The 16,457-nt window shown below is 37.9% G+C and carries 14 protein-coding genes and 1 tRNA gene; 13 read left to right on the forward strand and 2 right to left on the reverse strand.

What is annotated here, in order from left to right:
* Nucleotide 1 precedes the first annotated feature (1 nt).
* Genes F3D3_RS18935 through F3D3_RS18945 form a run of 3 tightly spaced genes read left to right on the forward strand, consistent with a single transcriptional unit; the run spans nt 2 to nt 3,671 of the window.
* Nucleotides 2-982, forward strand: a complete 981-nt coding sequence (locus F3D3_RS18935; RefSeq protein ID WP_069876005.1) for an ABC transporter ATP-binding protein — start codon at nt 2-4, stop codon at nt 980-982.
* On the forward strand, nt 976-2,349 hold the full coding sequence (locus F3D3_RS18940) for a TldD/PmbA family protein (RefSeq protein WP_069876006.1): 1,374 nt from the start codon (nt 976-978) through the stop codon (nt 2,347-2,349). Before F3D3_RS18935 ends, F3D3_RS18940 begins: the two co-directional genes overlap by 7 nt.
* Entirely contained in the window at nt 2,346-3,671 is a 1,326-nt protein-coding gene (locus F3D3_RS18945) for a TldD/PmbA family protein (protein WP_069876007.1), read from the forward strand. Before F3D3_RS18940 ends, F3D3_RS18945 begins: the two co-directional genes overlap by 4 nt.
* A gap of 149 nt (nt 3,672-3,820) precedes the next feature.
* Here the strand turns inward: F3D3_RS18945 and F3D3_RS18950 are convergent.
* Nucleotides 3,821-3,895, reverse strand: a tRNA-Thr gene (locus F3D3_RS18950).
* 279 nt (nt 3,896-4,174) lie between these two features.
* On the opposite strand from F3D3_RS18950, the gene F3D3_RS18955 reads away from it, so the two are divergent.
* The 10 genes from F3D3_RS18955 to F3D3_RS24955 all read left to right on the forward strand — a co-directional run bounded on the left by F3D3_RS18955 (nt 4,175) and on the right by F3D3_RS24955 (nt 15,030).
* A complete protein-coding gene (locus F3D3_RS18955) occupies nt 4,175-6,193 on the forward strand; it encodes a methyl-accepting chemotaxis protein (protein ID WP_069876008.1) in 2,019 nt (672 codons plus the stop codon).
* Nucleotides 6,194-6,400: 207 nt separating this feature from the next.
* Nucleotides 6,401-7,567 (forward strand): iron-containing alcohol dehydrogenase, encoded by a 1,167-nt coding sequence (locus F3D3_RS18960; RefSeq protein ID WP_069876009.1) that lies wholly within the window; start codon nt 6,401-6,403, stop codon nt 7,565-7,567.
* A 126-nt stretch (nt 7,568-7,693) separates the two neighbouring features.
* The gene (locus tag F3D3_RS18965) at nt 7,694-8,860 is read left to right on the forward strand and encodes an iron-containing alcohol dehydrogenase (protein WP_069876010.1); all 1,167 of its coding nucleotides are present in this window, start codon (nt 7,694-7,696) and stop codon (nt 8,858-8,860) included.
* 191 nt (nt 8,861-9,051) lie between these two features.
* Nucleotides 9,052-10,113 (forward strand): HlyD family secretion protein, encoded by a 1,062-nt coding sequence (locus tag F3D3_RS18970; protein WP_069876011.1) that lies wholly within the window; start codon nt 9,052-9,054, stop codon nt 10,111-10,113.
* A 12-nt stretch (nt 10,114-10,125) separates the two neighbouring features.
* Complete coding sequence (locus tag F3D3_RS18975; RefSeq protein WP_069876012.1) at nt 10,126-11,244, forward strand: ABC transporter permease; 1,119 nt, start codon at nt 10,126-10,128, stop codon at nt 11,242-11,244.
* Nucleotides 11,225-12,322, forward strand: coding sequence for an ABC transporter permease (locus tag F3D3_RS18980; RefSeq protein WP_069876013.1), 1,098 nt, complete (start codon nt 11,225-11,227; stop codon nt 12,320-12,322). The genes F3D3_RS18975 and F3D3_RS18980 overlap by 20 nt, the downstream gene beginning before the upstream one ends.
* A gap of 44 nt (nt 12,323-12,366) precedes the next feature.
* Nucleotides 12,367-12,540: a hypothetical protein gene (locus tag F3D3_RS24290; RefSeq protein WP_175438428.1), complete on the forward strand. Its 174-nt coding sequence runs from the start codon at nt 12,367-12,369 to the stop codon at nt 12,538-12,540.
* 53 nt (nt 12,541-12,593) lie between these two features.
* The gene (locus tag F3D3_RS18985) at nt 12,594-13,769 is read left to right on the forward strand and encodes a TolC family protein (RefSeq protein WP_069876014.1); all 1,176 of its coding nucleotides are present in this window, start codon (nt 12,594-12,596) and stop codon (nt 13,767-13,769) included.
* Between the two features lie 9 nt (nt 13,770-13,778).
* Complete coding sequence (locus F3D3_RS18990; RefSeq protein WP_069876015.1) at nt 13,779-14,876, forward strand: TolC family protein; 1,098 nt, start codon at nt 13,779-13,781, stop codon at nt 14,874-14,876.
* Between the two features lie 31 nt (nt 14,877-14,907).
* Entirely contained in the window at nt 14,908-15,030 is a 123-nt protein-coding gene (locus F3D3_RS24955; RefSeq protein WP_255364410.1) for a hypothetical protein, read from the forward strand.
* A gap of 50 nt (nt 15,031-15,080) precedes the next feature.
* Here the strand turns inward: F3D3_RS24955 and F3D3_RS18995 are convergent.
* Nucleotides 15,081-16,457, reverse strand: a 1,377-nt coding sequence (locus F3D3_RS18995; protein WP_069876020.1) for an IS1634 family transposase, incomplete at its 5' end; no start/stop codon positions are given.

The raw sequence follows: 16,457 nt of genomic DNA on the forward strand, positions 1-16,457 counted from the left end.
CATGTCAGAGACACTTATAGAAGTAAAAAACTTAAGCAAACACTTTAAAATCAGTAGAAAATTAGTCCTGAAAGCAGTGGATCATGTGAGCTTTGAAATTAAACGCGGTGAAACGTTTGGACTTGTGGGCGAATCAGGCTGTGGTAAAACCACATGCGGACGTACTCTAATCAATCTCTATAGCGCCACTGATGGGCAAGTTCTCTATAATGGACAAGATATAAGTCATTTGCCTAAAGGCAAGGTATTAGACTATAAACAGCGCATACAGATGATTTTCCAAGATCCATATTCCTCGCTAAATCCACGAATGACCATTAGTGAAATCATCGCGCAAGGGCTCAATATTCATTTTAAAATGAGTAAAAGAGAGCAAGAAGAAAAGGTGAATGCTTTAATGGCAGACGTGGGGTTAACAGCGTCATTTGGGAATCGGTTCGCACATGAATTGTCTGGTGGACAGAGACAGAGAGTGGGCATTGCACGTGCACTTGCTGTTGAACCAGAGTTTATCGTATGTGATGAGCCTATTTCGGCACTTGATGTCTCAATCCAAGCTCAAATCATCAATTTGCTCATTAAATTACAAAAAGAGCGCAAATTGACCTATTTATTTATTTCACATGATCTTTCCATGGTCAAACATATATCGGACCGTGTGGGGGTTATGTACTTGGGGCATATGGTTGAGATTGCAACGAGTTTAAACTTATTTGATGAACCGCTTCATCCCTATACTCAAATGCTACTTTCAGCAATTCCGGAAGCAGAGCCTGACCCAGCCAAACGCCGAAAAAGCGTCAAAATTGAAGGGGAAGTGCCAAGTCCGATTACCCCACCGCCTGGATGTAAGTTTTCGAGCAGATGTGTCTATGTCAAAGATCAATGTAAATTAGAAGTGCCCACATTAAAAGAAATAAGGCCTGACCATTTTGTAGCCTGCCATTTTCCTAGAGTTTGTGAGGAGGTGTCTTCATGTTAAATAAACGTATAGTGGAAAATCTTCTAGAGGTTTTATCTGGTGGGGGTGTCTTTGCTGAAATTTTTGATGAAGAAACACAGTTTAATGAGATCGAAGTCCGAAAAGAAGGGCTTTATAATCATTCTATGGGTTATGAAAGTGGTGTAGGCCTTCGCATTATAGATGGGCTTCACACCAAATACGCTTTTACAAATGATAAAAGTGAAAAAGCGTTGATGGCACTTGCTCAAAAAATGGGTTGTGGTGAAGGGCAACGCAATTTAAAAGCACTTAGCGCTCTAAAAACTTTTAAAATGAACCAAGGAAATCTCCTCCTGCCAAAAGATCATTCGATAAAATATCGCATTGAACTCGCCAACAGAGGGATTCGCAGTGGTTTGGATTATCATAAAGACATTGTACAAATGCAGGCAAAAGTACTGGATTTTTCACAATTGGTCTGTATCGCAAACTCAGAGGGTGTTTATGTCTCTGATGAGCGCATAAAGACCCGGCTGTTTTTAATGGCAACGGCACAAAATGGACATGGTAATTATTCAGGTTATTACGGTCCAGGCTCTATGCAGGGGTTTGAGTACTATGAATATTTAGATGTAGAATCATTTGCCACAGAGGCAGCTCGCATCGCTAAAACCATGGTAGATGCACCTTACTGTATTGGTGGACAAATGAGCGTAGTGGTAAACAACGGTTTCGGTGGTCTTATGTTCCACGAAGCTTGTGGTCATTCACTCGAAGCGAGTTCAGTGGCTAAAGGTGCATCTGAATTTACGGGTAAACTCGGTCAAAAGGTGGCCTCTGAAAAGGTGACACTCATTGACGATGGTGCCATGAGAAATGAATGGGGCTCTTTACATGTGGATGATGAAGGCACACCAACTCAGAAGAATGTACTCATTGAAAAGGGTGTTCTTAAAAGTTTTTTGGTTGATAAACTCGGCGGCAAGAGGATGGGCATGTCATCAACAGGGTCAGCACGAAGACAAAATTATCGATTTGCACCAGTGGCTCGGATGAACAATACTTATATTGCCCCCGGAGCAGATACCCCCAAAAGTATCATATCGGATACAGAGAAAGGCATTTATGTAAAGTATATTAATGGCGGTTCAGTGGATCCTTCAACAGGGGACTTTAATTTTAATGCTGCAGAGTGCTATCTCATTGAAAAAGGCAAGCTTACCAATCCCGTAAAAGGGGTTACGTTAATTGGAAATGGCATGACGCTACTTCAATCCGTAGATCGCGTTGGAAATGATTTTGACCTCAGACAAGGCTATTGCTATGCAGAGAGTGGTGCGCTTTTTATCAGCGCTGGTCAGCCTACGGTAAGGGTTAAAAATATGACCGTGGGAGGCGTGGAATGATCGTTGAAACATTTATTAAAAATTTTATACCTTTAGCAGAACGAGCAGGTATTGGGCGGTTGCGTTTCTATGTGGAAAAAATAGAAGAAATAACTGTAACTGTTTTTGAAGGTGATCCAGAAAATATTGAAATTTCAATACTTGAACGTATTTTCATAGAGGGGGAATGGCAGAATAAAGTGGGGAGTGCGTATACCGAAATATTGGCGGCATCTGCATACGATGAAATCATTCGTACAATTTGCCAAACTGCAGAATGTGGTGAGAAAGTATGGCAGTATTGCGACCTTAAGCCTATTGAATTATTACCAGTCCAAAATCAAACTTTTAAGGATTCAGAGGTGATATTGTCCGATCTTTTAAAGGCTGAGAAACTTGCTATTGAATGTGATCCTAGAATTGTAAATGTCAGCGAATGCCGATATGAAAGCAATCATCGTACGGTTTTATTGACAGATGGCAAAGTCTCGTTACAAGATGATTGTGGTGTGGCAGAGATTTTCATGTTAAAGGTGACCGCAAAAGAGGGTGAAAAGGTACAGAGCTGTTATCGTAGATTTTTAATGGGCGATTTGGATACGTTTAAAAAATATGTTGAGCAAACAGTGAAATCAGCTGTTGAAATGCTAGGCGCTCAAATGGTCCCTACAGCTCATTATGCGGTCATATTACAGAATACAGTCGTCAGTGAACTTCTCGAAGCCTATATACCAGCTTTCTATATGGAAAATGTCAATAGCGGGATGAGCTGTCTATGTGGAAAACTAGATCATAAGATCGGAAGTGATGCTGTTTCGTTATTTGAGGTACCTCTTATGGAAGGCACGGGATTAAAGCGTCGTTTTGATGATGAAGGCGTTCAAACTCAGTTTAAGACGTTGATGAATTCAGGTGTTCTTAAAATTTTTTTGAGGAATGAGCATTCCCTAAAAGATGGGAAAAGCACTGGTAATGGTTTTAAACTGCTTTACAAGCAACCAGTTACAACAGGCACGACAAACTTAGTTTTAAAAAAAGGAAATTTTTCAAAGCTTGATTTGATTAAGACTTTAAATGAAGGTTTGATTATAACGGATATAGCGGGGACTTTCGCAGGTGCGAAGTATGCTTCTGGGGAGTTTGTGCTCATTGCCAAGGGGTTTCAAGTTAAAGCGGGGCGTATCGTGGGCGGTGTTCATCAAATCACCATTGCAGGAGACTTTGTGAAAATGCTTCAAGCTGTTAGAGCTGTAGGTAATGACCCGTTCACGCTTTATGAGGGCAATAGAACCATCACAGCACCGTCGTTGCTGCTAGATCAGCTTAAAATATCTGGCACTTAGTTTTTGTAAAATAAAAGTCTCCAGAGTCTTGGGGACTTTTTTTGTTGAATTTCACAAAAGGTTCTGGTTTTTACACCAATGCGCATAGAAATTTCATTTTTCTAGAGGTTGCAGTCAGACTTCTTAACTCTATATATAGTGAGAAACTTTGGAGCTGATGATGGGATTTGAACCCACGATCTGCGCATTACGAGTGCGCTGCTCTACCCCTGAGCCACATCAGCAAGTTATTATTTCTAATATAACTTTACGACTTTAAGGATAGGTTTGTCAACCTTAAAATGTTATAATACAACTAATAATCTATAATAAATGTGCACTATGCTGCTAAAAGGGGTAATAAAGATAGAAGAAAGTGTATGTTTGGTTAACAATAATTGTTAAAAAAATAACGTTAATTGATGAACCTATGGTCAGTTGAGTAAATATTGAGCGCTTTAAATCTGTTCTCATCGCAAAATTTTATTCAGCCACTATAGTATCTAAAAGAGTGAGGTGCAGACATGACAAAGAAGAAAAATAGAAAGCGTATTGCTAAAGAAATTGCACGGTATGTGAGTTTATTTGCAATCTTAATTTGTGTTCTAATTGGGGGGGTCTCCATCTACATAAGCAGGAGCTCAATGATTGAAGAGGCAGAAATGACGCTTCGTCAAACGACCCTTTTAGGCGCACAAAAGATCACAATGGCAATAGAAGATCGGTTGCTTATATTAGAAGAAATCGCAAATAGAGCTCGGACGAGAACCATGGATTTTGAAGTTCAGAAGGCGTCCATTCAAGTGGATGTTGAAAGATTAGGTTATTTAGATATGGCAATTGTCACCCCAGATGGAATGGCGCATTATGTCATCGGAGAAAACACAGCAGATTTATCAGATCGAGAATATGTAAAAAAAGCGTTAAAGGGTGAATCGAATGTTTCGGATGTGCTGATCAGCAAAGTGACGCATTCGGCGGTACTCATGTATGCGGCTCCAATCACAGTGGATGGAAAAATTGTGGGAGCGCTCATTGCAAGAAGAGATGGCAACGCTCTTTTTGAAATTACGGATGAAATGGGTTATGGTGCGTCGGGGTATGCTTATATGATCAACGATGAAGGGATTACCATTGCTCATCCCGATAGAGAACTTGTCATGACACAGTTCGCACCTATTGAAGCGGCTAAAAATGATGCGAAATTTGAACCTGTTGCCAAGGTTTTCTTGGAGATGATAGCGCATAAAACAGGCGTAAGTCAGTATCGATATGGAGGCCAAGCGTTATACAATGCTTATGTGCCCGTAGAAGATACAAATTGGATTTTAGCAAGTACGGCATTGCAGTCAGAAGTATTGTCTGGTGTCAATCATCTTATTTTGGTGCTTGCGATCCTTATTGTGATCGTAATCCTAATTTCGGTGGTGATTTCTATGATTCTTGGTAAGACAATTGCGAGACCTATTTTACATCTTACTAAAATTGTTGAAAAGCAAGCAAATCTTGATTTTGGTATAATTGATCAAGATATGATTCGAAAAATTGCAAAGCGAGAAGATGAAATTGCGGATATGGCCCTGTCTTTACAAAGCATGTCTCAAAATGTAAGAGATTTAATCGTGGATGTTTCGAATACAGCTGAGCAGGTCTCTGCGACTTCTGAGGAACTCACCGCAACTTCTGAGCAAACAGCCACGGTATCCCAAGAAGTGGCTCAAACTGTAAATGAAATCGCAAAAGGGGCCATGGATCAAGCCGAAAATACGCTTGATGCGTCCACTGCACTGAATAATCTCAGTGGTGAAATCGAAAGTAATCTACAGAGAAGTAATACACTTTCTGAGGACTTTAATCAAATAAACGTACTTGTTGAAGGTGGGATTAAGACGATTGATTTGCTCAATCATAAGACAAAAGCAAATAGTGATGCCGCTCAGATTGTCTTTCAAAGTATCTTAAAAACAAATGAGAGCACAGGCAAAATAGGTGAGGCCAGTAATTTGATTTTAAACATATCGGATCAGACAAATCTATTGGCATTAAACGCTTCAATTGAGGCCGCAAGAGCAGGGGAACAGGGAAGAGGCTTTGCAGTTGTAGCTGAGGAAATAAGAAAGTTGGCTGAGCAATCTAGAAATACCACAGGCATTATCAATGAAATTGTAAGTGATTTAGTGGGTAACGCACAAACCACAGTAGATAAAATGAAGGAAGCAAGCGATATCGTAAAAGAACAAGAACAAAGTGTTCGCTTGACGGGAGAAACTTTTAACTTGATTGCTTTAGCTGTTGAAAAATCGGAGAAGATGATTCAACAAATTGACAGTTCCAGCGAAACGATGCAGTTGAGTAAAGAGTCTGTTGTGTCCAATATTGAGATGTTATCAGCACTTGCACAACAAAATGCAGCATCTACCGAGGAAGCTTCTGCCTCAATTGAAGAACAATCCGCTTCAGCACAAGAGATTGCAAGTGCAAGTGAGGATTTGGCCAATATGGCGCAATCACTTCAAATATTAATTGATAAATTTAAAGTATAAACCTTGAAGGAACTATCTGCCGTATGGATAGTTCTTTTTCATACGGCATTTTAGGACGCCTGTTGGCAAGTAAATATTGCAGAAGAAGCAGTGTTTAGTATAAAATAGGACTTGTTAAATGAATAGGACTTGTTAAATGAAATAGAGGGTTTATTCAAAACTGAAATTAGCACTTTACTATAAAAAGAGGTTCAAAAGGAGTAGAAAATGAAGCATTTTATATATGATATACCGACTAAGGTCTATTTTGGAGAAAATCAATTGGGGCATTTAGGTGCTGAAATAAGCCGACTTGGGAAAAAGGTATTGGTGACATATGGTGGAGGTTCCATCAAAAAGACGGGACTATATGGTCAAGTGATGGCAGAACTCCAAAAATCTGGACTAGAGATTTTCGAATTTTCTGGCATTGAACCCAATCCTAAAGTGACATCCGTAAATGCTGGCGCAGAAATTTGCAAAAAAGAAAATATAGATGTGCTATTGGCAGTGGGTGGGGGATCGGTAATTGATTGTACTAAAGCAATTGGTGCTGCTGCTTATTATGAAGGTGATGCATGGGATCTTGTAATCAAAAAAGCACCAGTAGATAAATGTATCCCCGTTGTATCCATCTTAACGCTCTCAGCAACTGGATCAGAAATGGATGCAAATGCAGTGATTAGCAATCCAGAAACGCATGATAAAATCGGCTTGAAATCTCCCGTGATGGTGCCTAAAGTTTCTTTTTTAGACCCAACGGTTACGTATACAGTCAATAAATATCAAACTGCTTGTGGTGCTGCCGATATTTTAAGTCACATCATGGAAGTCTATTTTAACATGGAGCAAGATTTATACATGCTAGATAGGACGATGGAAGGCATCATGAAAACAGTTATTAAATATGCGCCGATTGCCCTAGCAGAACCCGAAAACTACGAAGCACGTGCAAACTTGATGTGGGCTTCTTCGTGGGCTATTAACGGTTTCTTGAAAGGGGGCAGAACCTTAGGTTGGAGCTGCCATCCTATGGAGCACCAACTCTCTGCATATTATGATATCACGCACGGCCTTGGACTTGCAATATTGACGCCAAGATGGCTTGACTATATTTTAGATGAAAATAATGTCTCTAAACTTTATGATTTTGGAACCCATGTGTTTGAGATCGATAAAAACTTACCAGCGATGGCAGTAGCAAAACAGAGCATTGAAATGTTAAGTGACTTTTTCTTTAAAACGCTTGAACTTCAAAGTACGCTCACCGAAATTGGGATCGATGAGACGCATTTTGAGATGATGGCAAAGAAAATATGTGGCGATGGTACTTTAACGGGTTTTAAGCCTCTAACGCAACAAGATGTTGTTAATATATTTAAAATGTGTTTGTAAATATTAAAAAGGATTGAAAAAAACCTTTGGCTTAGAGCTGATTAGTAAGAGGTCGTTATGGGTATCATCTCTATCGGGGGAAGACGACGCTGAATAACCTCTTTAAGATTAGAAAAGGAGACAAAAATGAATAAATTTGTATATGATATACCCACTAAAGTTTATTTTGGCGAAAATCATTTAAAACATTTAGGAACCGAAGTGAGTCGGTACGGCAAAAAGGTGCTGCTAACTTATGGGGGTGGCTCTATAAAAAAAAGTGGTCTCTATGACAATGTCATGGCAGAACTTGAAAAATCAGGACTTGAAGTTTTTGAATTATCTGGGATTGATCCAAATCCTAGAGTTGCCTCTGTAAATGCAGGTGCGGAGATTTGTAAGAGAGAAAACATAGAGGTATTGCTTGCAGTGGGTGGCGGCTCAGTGATTGACTGTACCAAGTTCATTGGCGCAGCAGCTTTCTATGAGGGGGACGCGTGGGATATTTCGACTGGAAAAGCACCTGTTACAGATTGCCTACCCATTATAACCGTCTTGACGCTTTCGGCAACGGGTTCCGAAATGGATGCTGTAGGTGTGATCAGTAATCCAGAGACAAAAGAAAAGATCGGCATGGGTTCTCCCTTGATGCAACCTAAAGTTTCGTTTTTAGATCCCACCAACACGTATACGGTAAGTCGATTTCAAACTGCTTGTGGTGCAGCAGATATGTTCAATCACATCATGGAAATCTACTTTAACAGGGAAGCAGATCTGTTCATGCTTGACCGTGTTATGGAAGGCCTCATGAAGACCATTATCAAATATGGGCCAATAGCAATGGCAGAACCTAATAACTATGAAGCACGTGCGAATTTAATGTGGACGGCATCATGGGCGATCAATGGCTTTTTAAGAGGTGGTAAACGTCAAGAATGGAGCTGTCATCCTATGGAGCACGAACTCTCAGCTTATTATGACATCACGCATGGTCTTGGACTCGCTATTCTTGGACCAAGATGGTTGACATACACGTTGGATCAAAGTACAGTTTCAAAATTTTATCAGTTTGGAATCAATGTGTTTGAGATTGACAAAAGTTTAGAACCCATGGTAGTGGCAAAGCAGGGGATTGAAAAACTAGAGGATTTTCTATTTAACACTTTAGAACTTCAAAGTACACTTACTGAAATAGGCATTGATGAGACTTATTTCGACATCATGGCTAAAAAAGCATGTGCCGATGGCTTTTTGCAGGGGTTCAAACCCTTAATACAACAAGATATTAAGGCCATTTATAAAATGTGTCTGTGATGGTATAGAAAAAAATAGATGGTGCTGTTGCAAAATAGAGCGCGTGTGCTCAACTTTTAATTTTTGACATCCTAAAAATGAATGAAAATAAAAACATAAAAAATATTAGTAAATATATTTACTAATATTTTTTTTAGTAGTATACTAAGAAAGTTCTAAAAATTGAATTTAAAAAAGGAGAATGAAAAGAAATGAAAAGGAAACATATTTTATTATCACTTTTATTATCAATGATATTAATCGCCTCTACAGGATGTCAACAAGAGCTGGCTGTAAATAAAACCGTATTTCAAGGAACTATTGAAGCGAACAACGTCGATATCAATTCCAAAATAGCAGGAAGACTTGCATCACTCGTTATAGAAGAAGGACAATATATTGAAGAACAGGCAGTGGTTTCAACCATTGATGCAAGGGATTTACAGGCCAAACGCGATGGGTTAGTAGCTGTTTCAAAAGCGGCACAAGCAGGCATAGAAGCGGCTAAAGCACAGGCTGAAGCGGCTGAAGGGCAACTCGCTGCAGCACAAGCAACATTAAATAAAGCACAAAATGGTGCAAGGGTGGAAGAAGTGGCTAAAGCACAGGCCAATTACGATATCATGAAAAAAAGTTATGACCGTGTAAAGACATTGTTTGACAATGAAGCTGTGCCACAAGCAACACTTGATGAAATGGAAACGAAATTAAACGTAGCTTCTCAAGATTTAAAAATGGCAAATGAAGGTGCAAGATCAGAAGATATTGAAGCCGCGAAAGGCCAAGTGGCAGCATACCAAGGGCAAGTTGCTGCGGCAAAAATGAACATTGCTGCATCAGAGGAAAAATATGCACAAGCACTTGCGGGTATCGCTGAGGTGGATACTTATATTACAGACGCTTCCATTAAATCACCACTGGCAGGTTACGTGACGTCTTTAAATGCTTCAAGTGGTGAAATGGTTTCCACAGGTATGAACATTGCAACGATTACAGATTTAACAGATACATGGATCGCTCTGGATGTTGATGAAACAGAACTTTCTAAATTTAAGGAAAATCAAGAAGTCGTCATAACGACGCTTTCATATAAAGATCAAGAGTTCAAAGGCACAATTGTTCAAATCAATAAAAAAGCAGATTTTGCGGTTAAAAAGGCAAGCAATGAGAATGGTGATTTTGATCTGGTATCTTATGCTGTAAAAGTTAAAATTGAGAACCCCGATGAGCTGTTTAGACCTGGAATGACCGCATTTGTTAAGGTAGGGCTATAGAAAGGAATTCAAATGAGACCAATTATTAAGAAATATCTAGCCCCACTTGTGCTCATAATCCTAATCCCGCAGCTTACCAATTGGATCACCTGTCAAATGATGAGCGATAAACAACTTCGGGAAATCCCCATGGCAGTTTATCTTGGGGATGATACTTCTTTAACAAGAGAAATCGTAAGAAGTTTTGATGAGAATGAAACTTTTGAGGTCAAGTATTACGCGGAATCACCACAAGACATCGAGGCCTTAATGACAGAGGGGAAAATATATTTTGGCTTATCTATACCAGTTGATTTTACAAAGGATATGAAAGGGTTTAAATCCCCGACCATTAATACCGTAATTGATGGGAGCCAATTATCGCTTGCATCGTTTACCAAGTTGAGATCTTCCGAGATCTTACTCACAATTAAAACAGGTGCCATGGTAAAGTTATATCAGGGCAAGTACAGTATTTCTGAAAATGAGGCACTTCATATGGCGATGCCAATTGCAATTACCACTAGACTTGCAGGGAATCCAACCCGGAATTATATTAATTTTTTATTGACTGGCATGATGGCCGCATTAGTACAAGTTGGACTTGTCATGAATGCTGCAGCGGTATTTACAGCACAAGAGCGGAAATTGTTTTCTAAAAATTTGTGGCGATATTTAAGTGTGTATTCGGGTCTTGCCTTTATATCGATTATGAGCATTATTTTAGTCCAGTCTGCCTTTTTTAGTGTCCCAGTCAAGGGGAATTTATCTCAGATTATGATATTGACAGCTTTTTTTGCGGTGACAGTTACCTCGGTAGGCTTGATGATTGCTTCTGCATTCTCTAATAAAGTATTTGCAACTCAAGTGGGTGCAGTATGGTTTATTCCAAGCTCAATAGTTGCAGGATACACATGGCCAACGATTGCAATGCCAACTGTTATTCAGAATCTGTCTAAAATGATGCCGTTTACGTATTACGGAGATGCGTTGAGAGATTTATTACTCAAAGGGACATCACACGTTTACAGTATAAATTTAGTGAAATTGTTTACTATATATATGATCTCTTTGGGATTAGCTTATTTTTTTAATCGTATAAGAACGCGATTTTTAACCGAGGAGGATGAACATGACCCCGTTTATAGTTGAACTTAAAAAGTTCTTTTCCGTTCCTAAAAATCTTGTATTTATGATATTAGGACCTCTGGCGCTCACTCTATTTTTTGGATACGTTTTTTCTAACGATTATGTGAATGGGATACCAATTGCAGTTTGTGACATGGATGGAAGTGCATTGTCAAGAAGTGTGAGTGAGCTTTTTTCGAATGATGATCGATATGAAATCATTTACTATACTCATGATTTAGAAAGTATTAAAGAACTGGTAGATACAAAGCAGGTCTATATGGGATTAGTAATCCCGAAAAACTTTCAAAAGGATATGAAAAGCAAAAAAGGTACTACGGCTGCATTGATGGTAGACGGTACGAACATTGCGATTGCAAATAACGCTGTGGCAACAGCTTCTGAAATTTTAAACACGATAAATGCTGGCGTAAATATCCAATTTTTATCAGGAAAAGGGACGCCAGAGCGTCTTTCAGAAAATTATGTAAAACTTTTTGCATTCAACACAAGGATCTTATGGGATCAAAAGCTTTCATATCGGTATTATATAATGCCCGGAATGGTACTTGTGTTAATTCAGCAGTTGTTTTTATCTGTATTTGTAATCAACTATATTAAAGATCAAGAAAATGTTATTTTAAAAGCACTTATTCATATTGTTACAGGGATGTTTTCATATAGGATCTGTTTATTGCTGTTAAACGAGATTTTAAATGTAAAATTATTAGGGCATGTGGGGATCGCCACAGCAATCTTAGGGGTATATCTCGTATGTCTGACTGGGATGGGCATGACGATTGGTGCTTTAACGAGAAATTCACTAAGAGCCACACAATTTTGTATGATGATGTCCTTGCCTACATTTTTAACAGCAGGATATGTCTGGCCAATGTTTAAAATGCCTGCAATAACGACTTGGATCGTGAAGTTGTTTTGGCCATTAATTTACATGGTTTCACCGCTAAGAGATTACTTGATTAAAGGCAGTTTTCCAGCTGAATTTAGGAATGGATTTATTCAATTGCTCGTATTTGGTGCATTCTGGCTAATGATGGGGCGATGGATTTCTAAAAAACGGTTGTTGACAAAGGAGGCATAAGCCTTTGATAAAAATGGATTTAGAGCTGTTACAAAAGTATGTAGATGCCTATGCCTTCATTGAATTTATTTGATGAAGTAAAGTTATTGCATAAAGAATTTAGCGAAAAAATGATGCAATCTTTGACAAATGACGAAATTGATTCTCTAAATCGTTTGTTGAAAAAGCTTCAATTTGGAATAATAAATGATTTTAACCCAAGAGAATGGCTTGCATAAGAGGTACGAAGTATACTGAGTATCCGCCTTGATATAGGAGGAAAAACCAAAATATGAAATTTAGAAAAAGAAAAAAGAGGATAAGTCTAATTCTAATCTCGCTATTGCTCCTGTCAATACCCGTTTCTTTTGTATCAGCAGAAGAAAGCCAAAAGACAGACGCAGATCAAGTTGAAACTGTAAATCTCGTTGAATTAAGAGCACTATTTATTGAAGACTCGGCGGATATCAGGAAGCTCAATGATTTTATAGGACAAATTGATGATGCTTTATATGCGTTTGAGAAAAATAAGAAGTTGATTTACTATTTTGGTGAGAGGCTGACTAATGGTTATCCTGAAGATCGAAAAGGACGCTATTATGAGTATTATTACAAGTACTTTGTCGCCATTGAAAATGCAAAAGCGAAGCGGGAATCTTTGTTTATTCTGAGAGACTTAGCGGAAGCTAAGCTGGGTTTTGGCGCGGATCAACTGCTCTCAGGCCGGGCATTATTGCAAGAGAAGATTGATCTTTATAATAAAATGATTGATCGGACTGAGTTAATATACAAAACAACTTTGGATAAAAAGGCGCAAGGGTTATTAACCAAATATGATCTGGAATACGCTCGGATTGTACTTGAAAATACGAAACTCAATAGAGATCAACTCGAAAATCAACTGGATAGTTTGGAAGCGCAAATTATTTCTATGACAAATTTAGACAGCGATAAAACGTATAAGTTTCCAAAACCCATATTCACAGAAACTGATTTTGTACAAGAAAATCTACCACAATATTACGAACAAGCTTTAAGTACAAGTCTTACGATTGCAGATGTGAAGCGTCAAATGGAAGCTTTGGAATATGAAGAAGATTTTATAATGACATACCAAAGAGATGTTTTGAAAACCGATCTGTTGGATTTTAATAAGAGAATGGAAGATGGCAAAAAGGCTCAAGAGGATGCTAAACGTGATGTCTACAAGTTGCTTGTAGAGCATCTAAATGATTACAATCATGTGGTGGATGAGATTGATGTGATCAATTTGCAAATTGAATACGATCAAAATAGGCTTAATACACTCAAAATAATGGAAGAACAAGGTCAAGTCATAGATACGGATCGCTTGGGCTATGAGTTAAAATGCTTTCAATCTAGATTGCAAAAGATGAGTTTGGAAAATGAACGGATGTTATTGGGCCAAAAAATTCAAATTATGATAGGCTCAGGGATTAACCTTTAGGAGGCACAAATGAAGAAAGTTAATATCGTCATTTTGATGTGTCTGATGATGTTTCAGATCGTATCATTTGCAGGGGATACTGAAATAATAAATTACGAAGATGCAGTCAAAATATTACTTGAAAATAATAGTGAAATTGAAAATTTAAAAAAACAGATTGAAATTCAAAAAGAAATCATTATTGAGGTCGATAATGATGCTTCGAGATTAGATGGGTTTGTAAGCGAAGATGAAGACAAAATCAACGAAAGAGGGACTGCAGTCTATGTAGAACCTATCATTGCTAGAAACAAACTCAATAATTTGGAAAGAACCCTCAAAGATAAAGAATATAATCTCAAGCAAGGCGTTCTCGACTTTTATGTGGATTTCATAAAGAGAGAAAATCAAATAGATCTCTATAAAGAGGTCATAGAAGTTCAACAAAAGTCATTGGATCAAATGAAGCTTAAAAAGGATTTGGGCGAACTTACAAGTGATGAACTATTGGTCTATCAAATTGAGCTTGAAAAAGCAATTAAAGATTTAGAGAAAGCTCAGCGTGACTGGCATATTAAAATGATGGACTTTAATTATTTGATCAATGATACACTTGTAGTTCTTTATACACCAGAATTAACAGATGTTGAAAAAGTCTTAAATGACTCATATATTGACATTGGAAGTATTGATATCAAAAAAATAACAGAAAACAACCTTGCAAATGATGCCTTGTTGGCCGATTATAATGAAAATATTCCCATGTATGAAAAACAAAAGTTTGTGGAAAGACTGGACCCTGCAAATGCGAGTGCTTATTTAAACTATGAGACGAACTTCAAAAACAATGAGTTTGATATTTCTAGGAGAAATAAAGTCATAAAATATCAAGTAATCTCGGATTATGATGATCTTAAAAATAAGTTGATTGATATCAAATTGGCTCAGAATACACTTTCGCTTCTTAAAAACAAGCAAGAGACCACTCAGTTAAAATTCGATGTTGGAATGGCAACATCACTGGATATGATCACTGTAAAAAAAGAGCTTAAAAAGAGCGAGAACGATGTCATCAATGCATTGAATATGTTTTATAAAGCTTATCAAGATTTTACACGATATTATTAAATTCTGACCAGCTTCATAAGGAGCTGGTCTTTTGAATGCTTTAGGAGTGCCCTATTTTAGAATAAGCGCATGGCGATTGCTTGATGCAATTGATATTTGGTATAATCCCGTTTTCGACAGTTTGAAAATAAAAAGAGGTTACAAATGGCTTTAAATGGCTGTTTGTGACCTCTTTATTAGTGTTGACTTTGTTGTACGGAAATCTTATCCTAAAATTTTTTTAATTTTTTTGTTGAGTTCTTTTGGTTGATAATACTTTTTATTCAGTTCTAAATCAAATACAGTGTTTAACGCCGTGCAAACTTGAGAGCATGTGTAGGTTGACATATAACACATATCTTCGATATTTGCTATTTCCATATTTTTTAGAGTTTCAACAATGTTTTCAACAGAAAAATGAGTTTGATTCAAGTCTAGTTTCTTTTCTAGCAAGCGATAGATTAGAAGAGCTGTGTAGCATATCATAAAATGCGCGATGATTCTTTCTTTGTTCTGATGAAACACAGGACGGGCTGAAAAGTTTGTTTTCATAACGCGGAAACAGTCTTCGATTTTGTATCGTTTAGAACTGATTTCAATAATATCTTTTGCAGAATCATCAAGATTAGTAGCTATTGCGTAATAACCATCGTATTTTTCTTCTGCCTCAATGGCATCTTGGTCAAGCGCATAACGATCAATAACTTTGTCGCCCATTTTGGAAGAAGACGTTCTTTTGATAAATCGAGTAACATCATTAGGTCCCTTTTTATATAAATCGGGATCTATGTTTTTTAGCAGCGCTTTAGCTCTTTCTATCTGACGGTTTCTAATAAATCTCTGATATTCCATCATCTTTCTTGAAAATGTAATGATGATTTTCTGCTTAACCACCGCTTTTGATTTTACTGTCTTTGTCTTGCCACTTTTTAAGGTTTTTTCTTCGTAAAGACCAAGATCTATAGCTTTGTCTGCTGTTACAATCTTATATAGTTTGTCGTCATATAGATTCCTGTTTGCAGGATCATTTTTATCAAAACGCTTCATAGCTGCTACAGATACTTCGTTGTCAGTGGAGAGTAGTCTGTAATCGGTATCGTTAAATACAGCTTCTTTTAAGGTGCCTGAAAGTTTCTTGATGGATTGTGTGACAATAAACGCTCTACCACCCATAGAATTAAAGTTCCTGATGCTGAGAGCACCCAAACCAGCATCTGCACAGTAGATGAACTTTTTCCCTTTAAACATTTCAGTCAGTTTTTTTTCTAATGGAATGACTGTCGTCTGCTCGTTATCGGCCCCTGGAGTAAGGCACATGGAAAGTGGTATGCCATCTGAATCCATAAATAGTCCCATCTGAACAAGAGGTGCTGGTTGATGTTGCTTGGATATGCCGTATTTGCGAAAACCTTTAATGATTTCACCGGTAATCTCGTCAACATAATCATCATCGGGAGATTCGATTTCAAAATAATAATTAGAGCAGTCATAATAGCAAACAGATGTATCACGTTTAACTATAGTCTTGCTTTTATCAAAAAGATAAGCAAGATAGTCGTCATAATGAGCCTCTAGAAGATCCATAGTGCGCAGTATATGGAC

Source organism: Fusibacter sp. 3D3 (assembly GCF_001748365.1).
Taxonomy (GTDB): Bacteria; Bacillota; Clostridia; order Peptostreptococcales; family Acidaminobacteraceae; genus Fusibacter_A.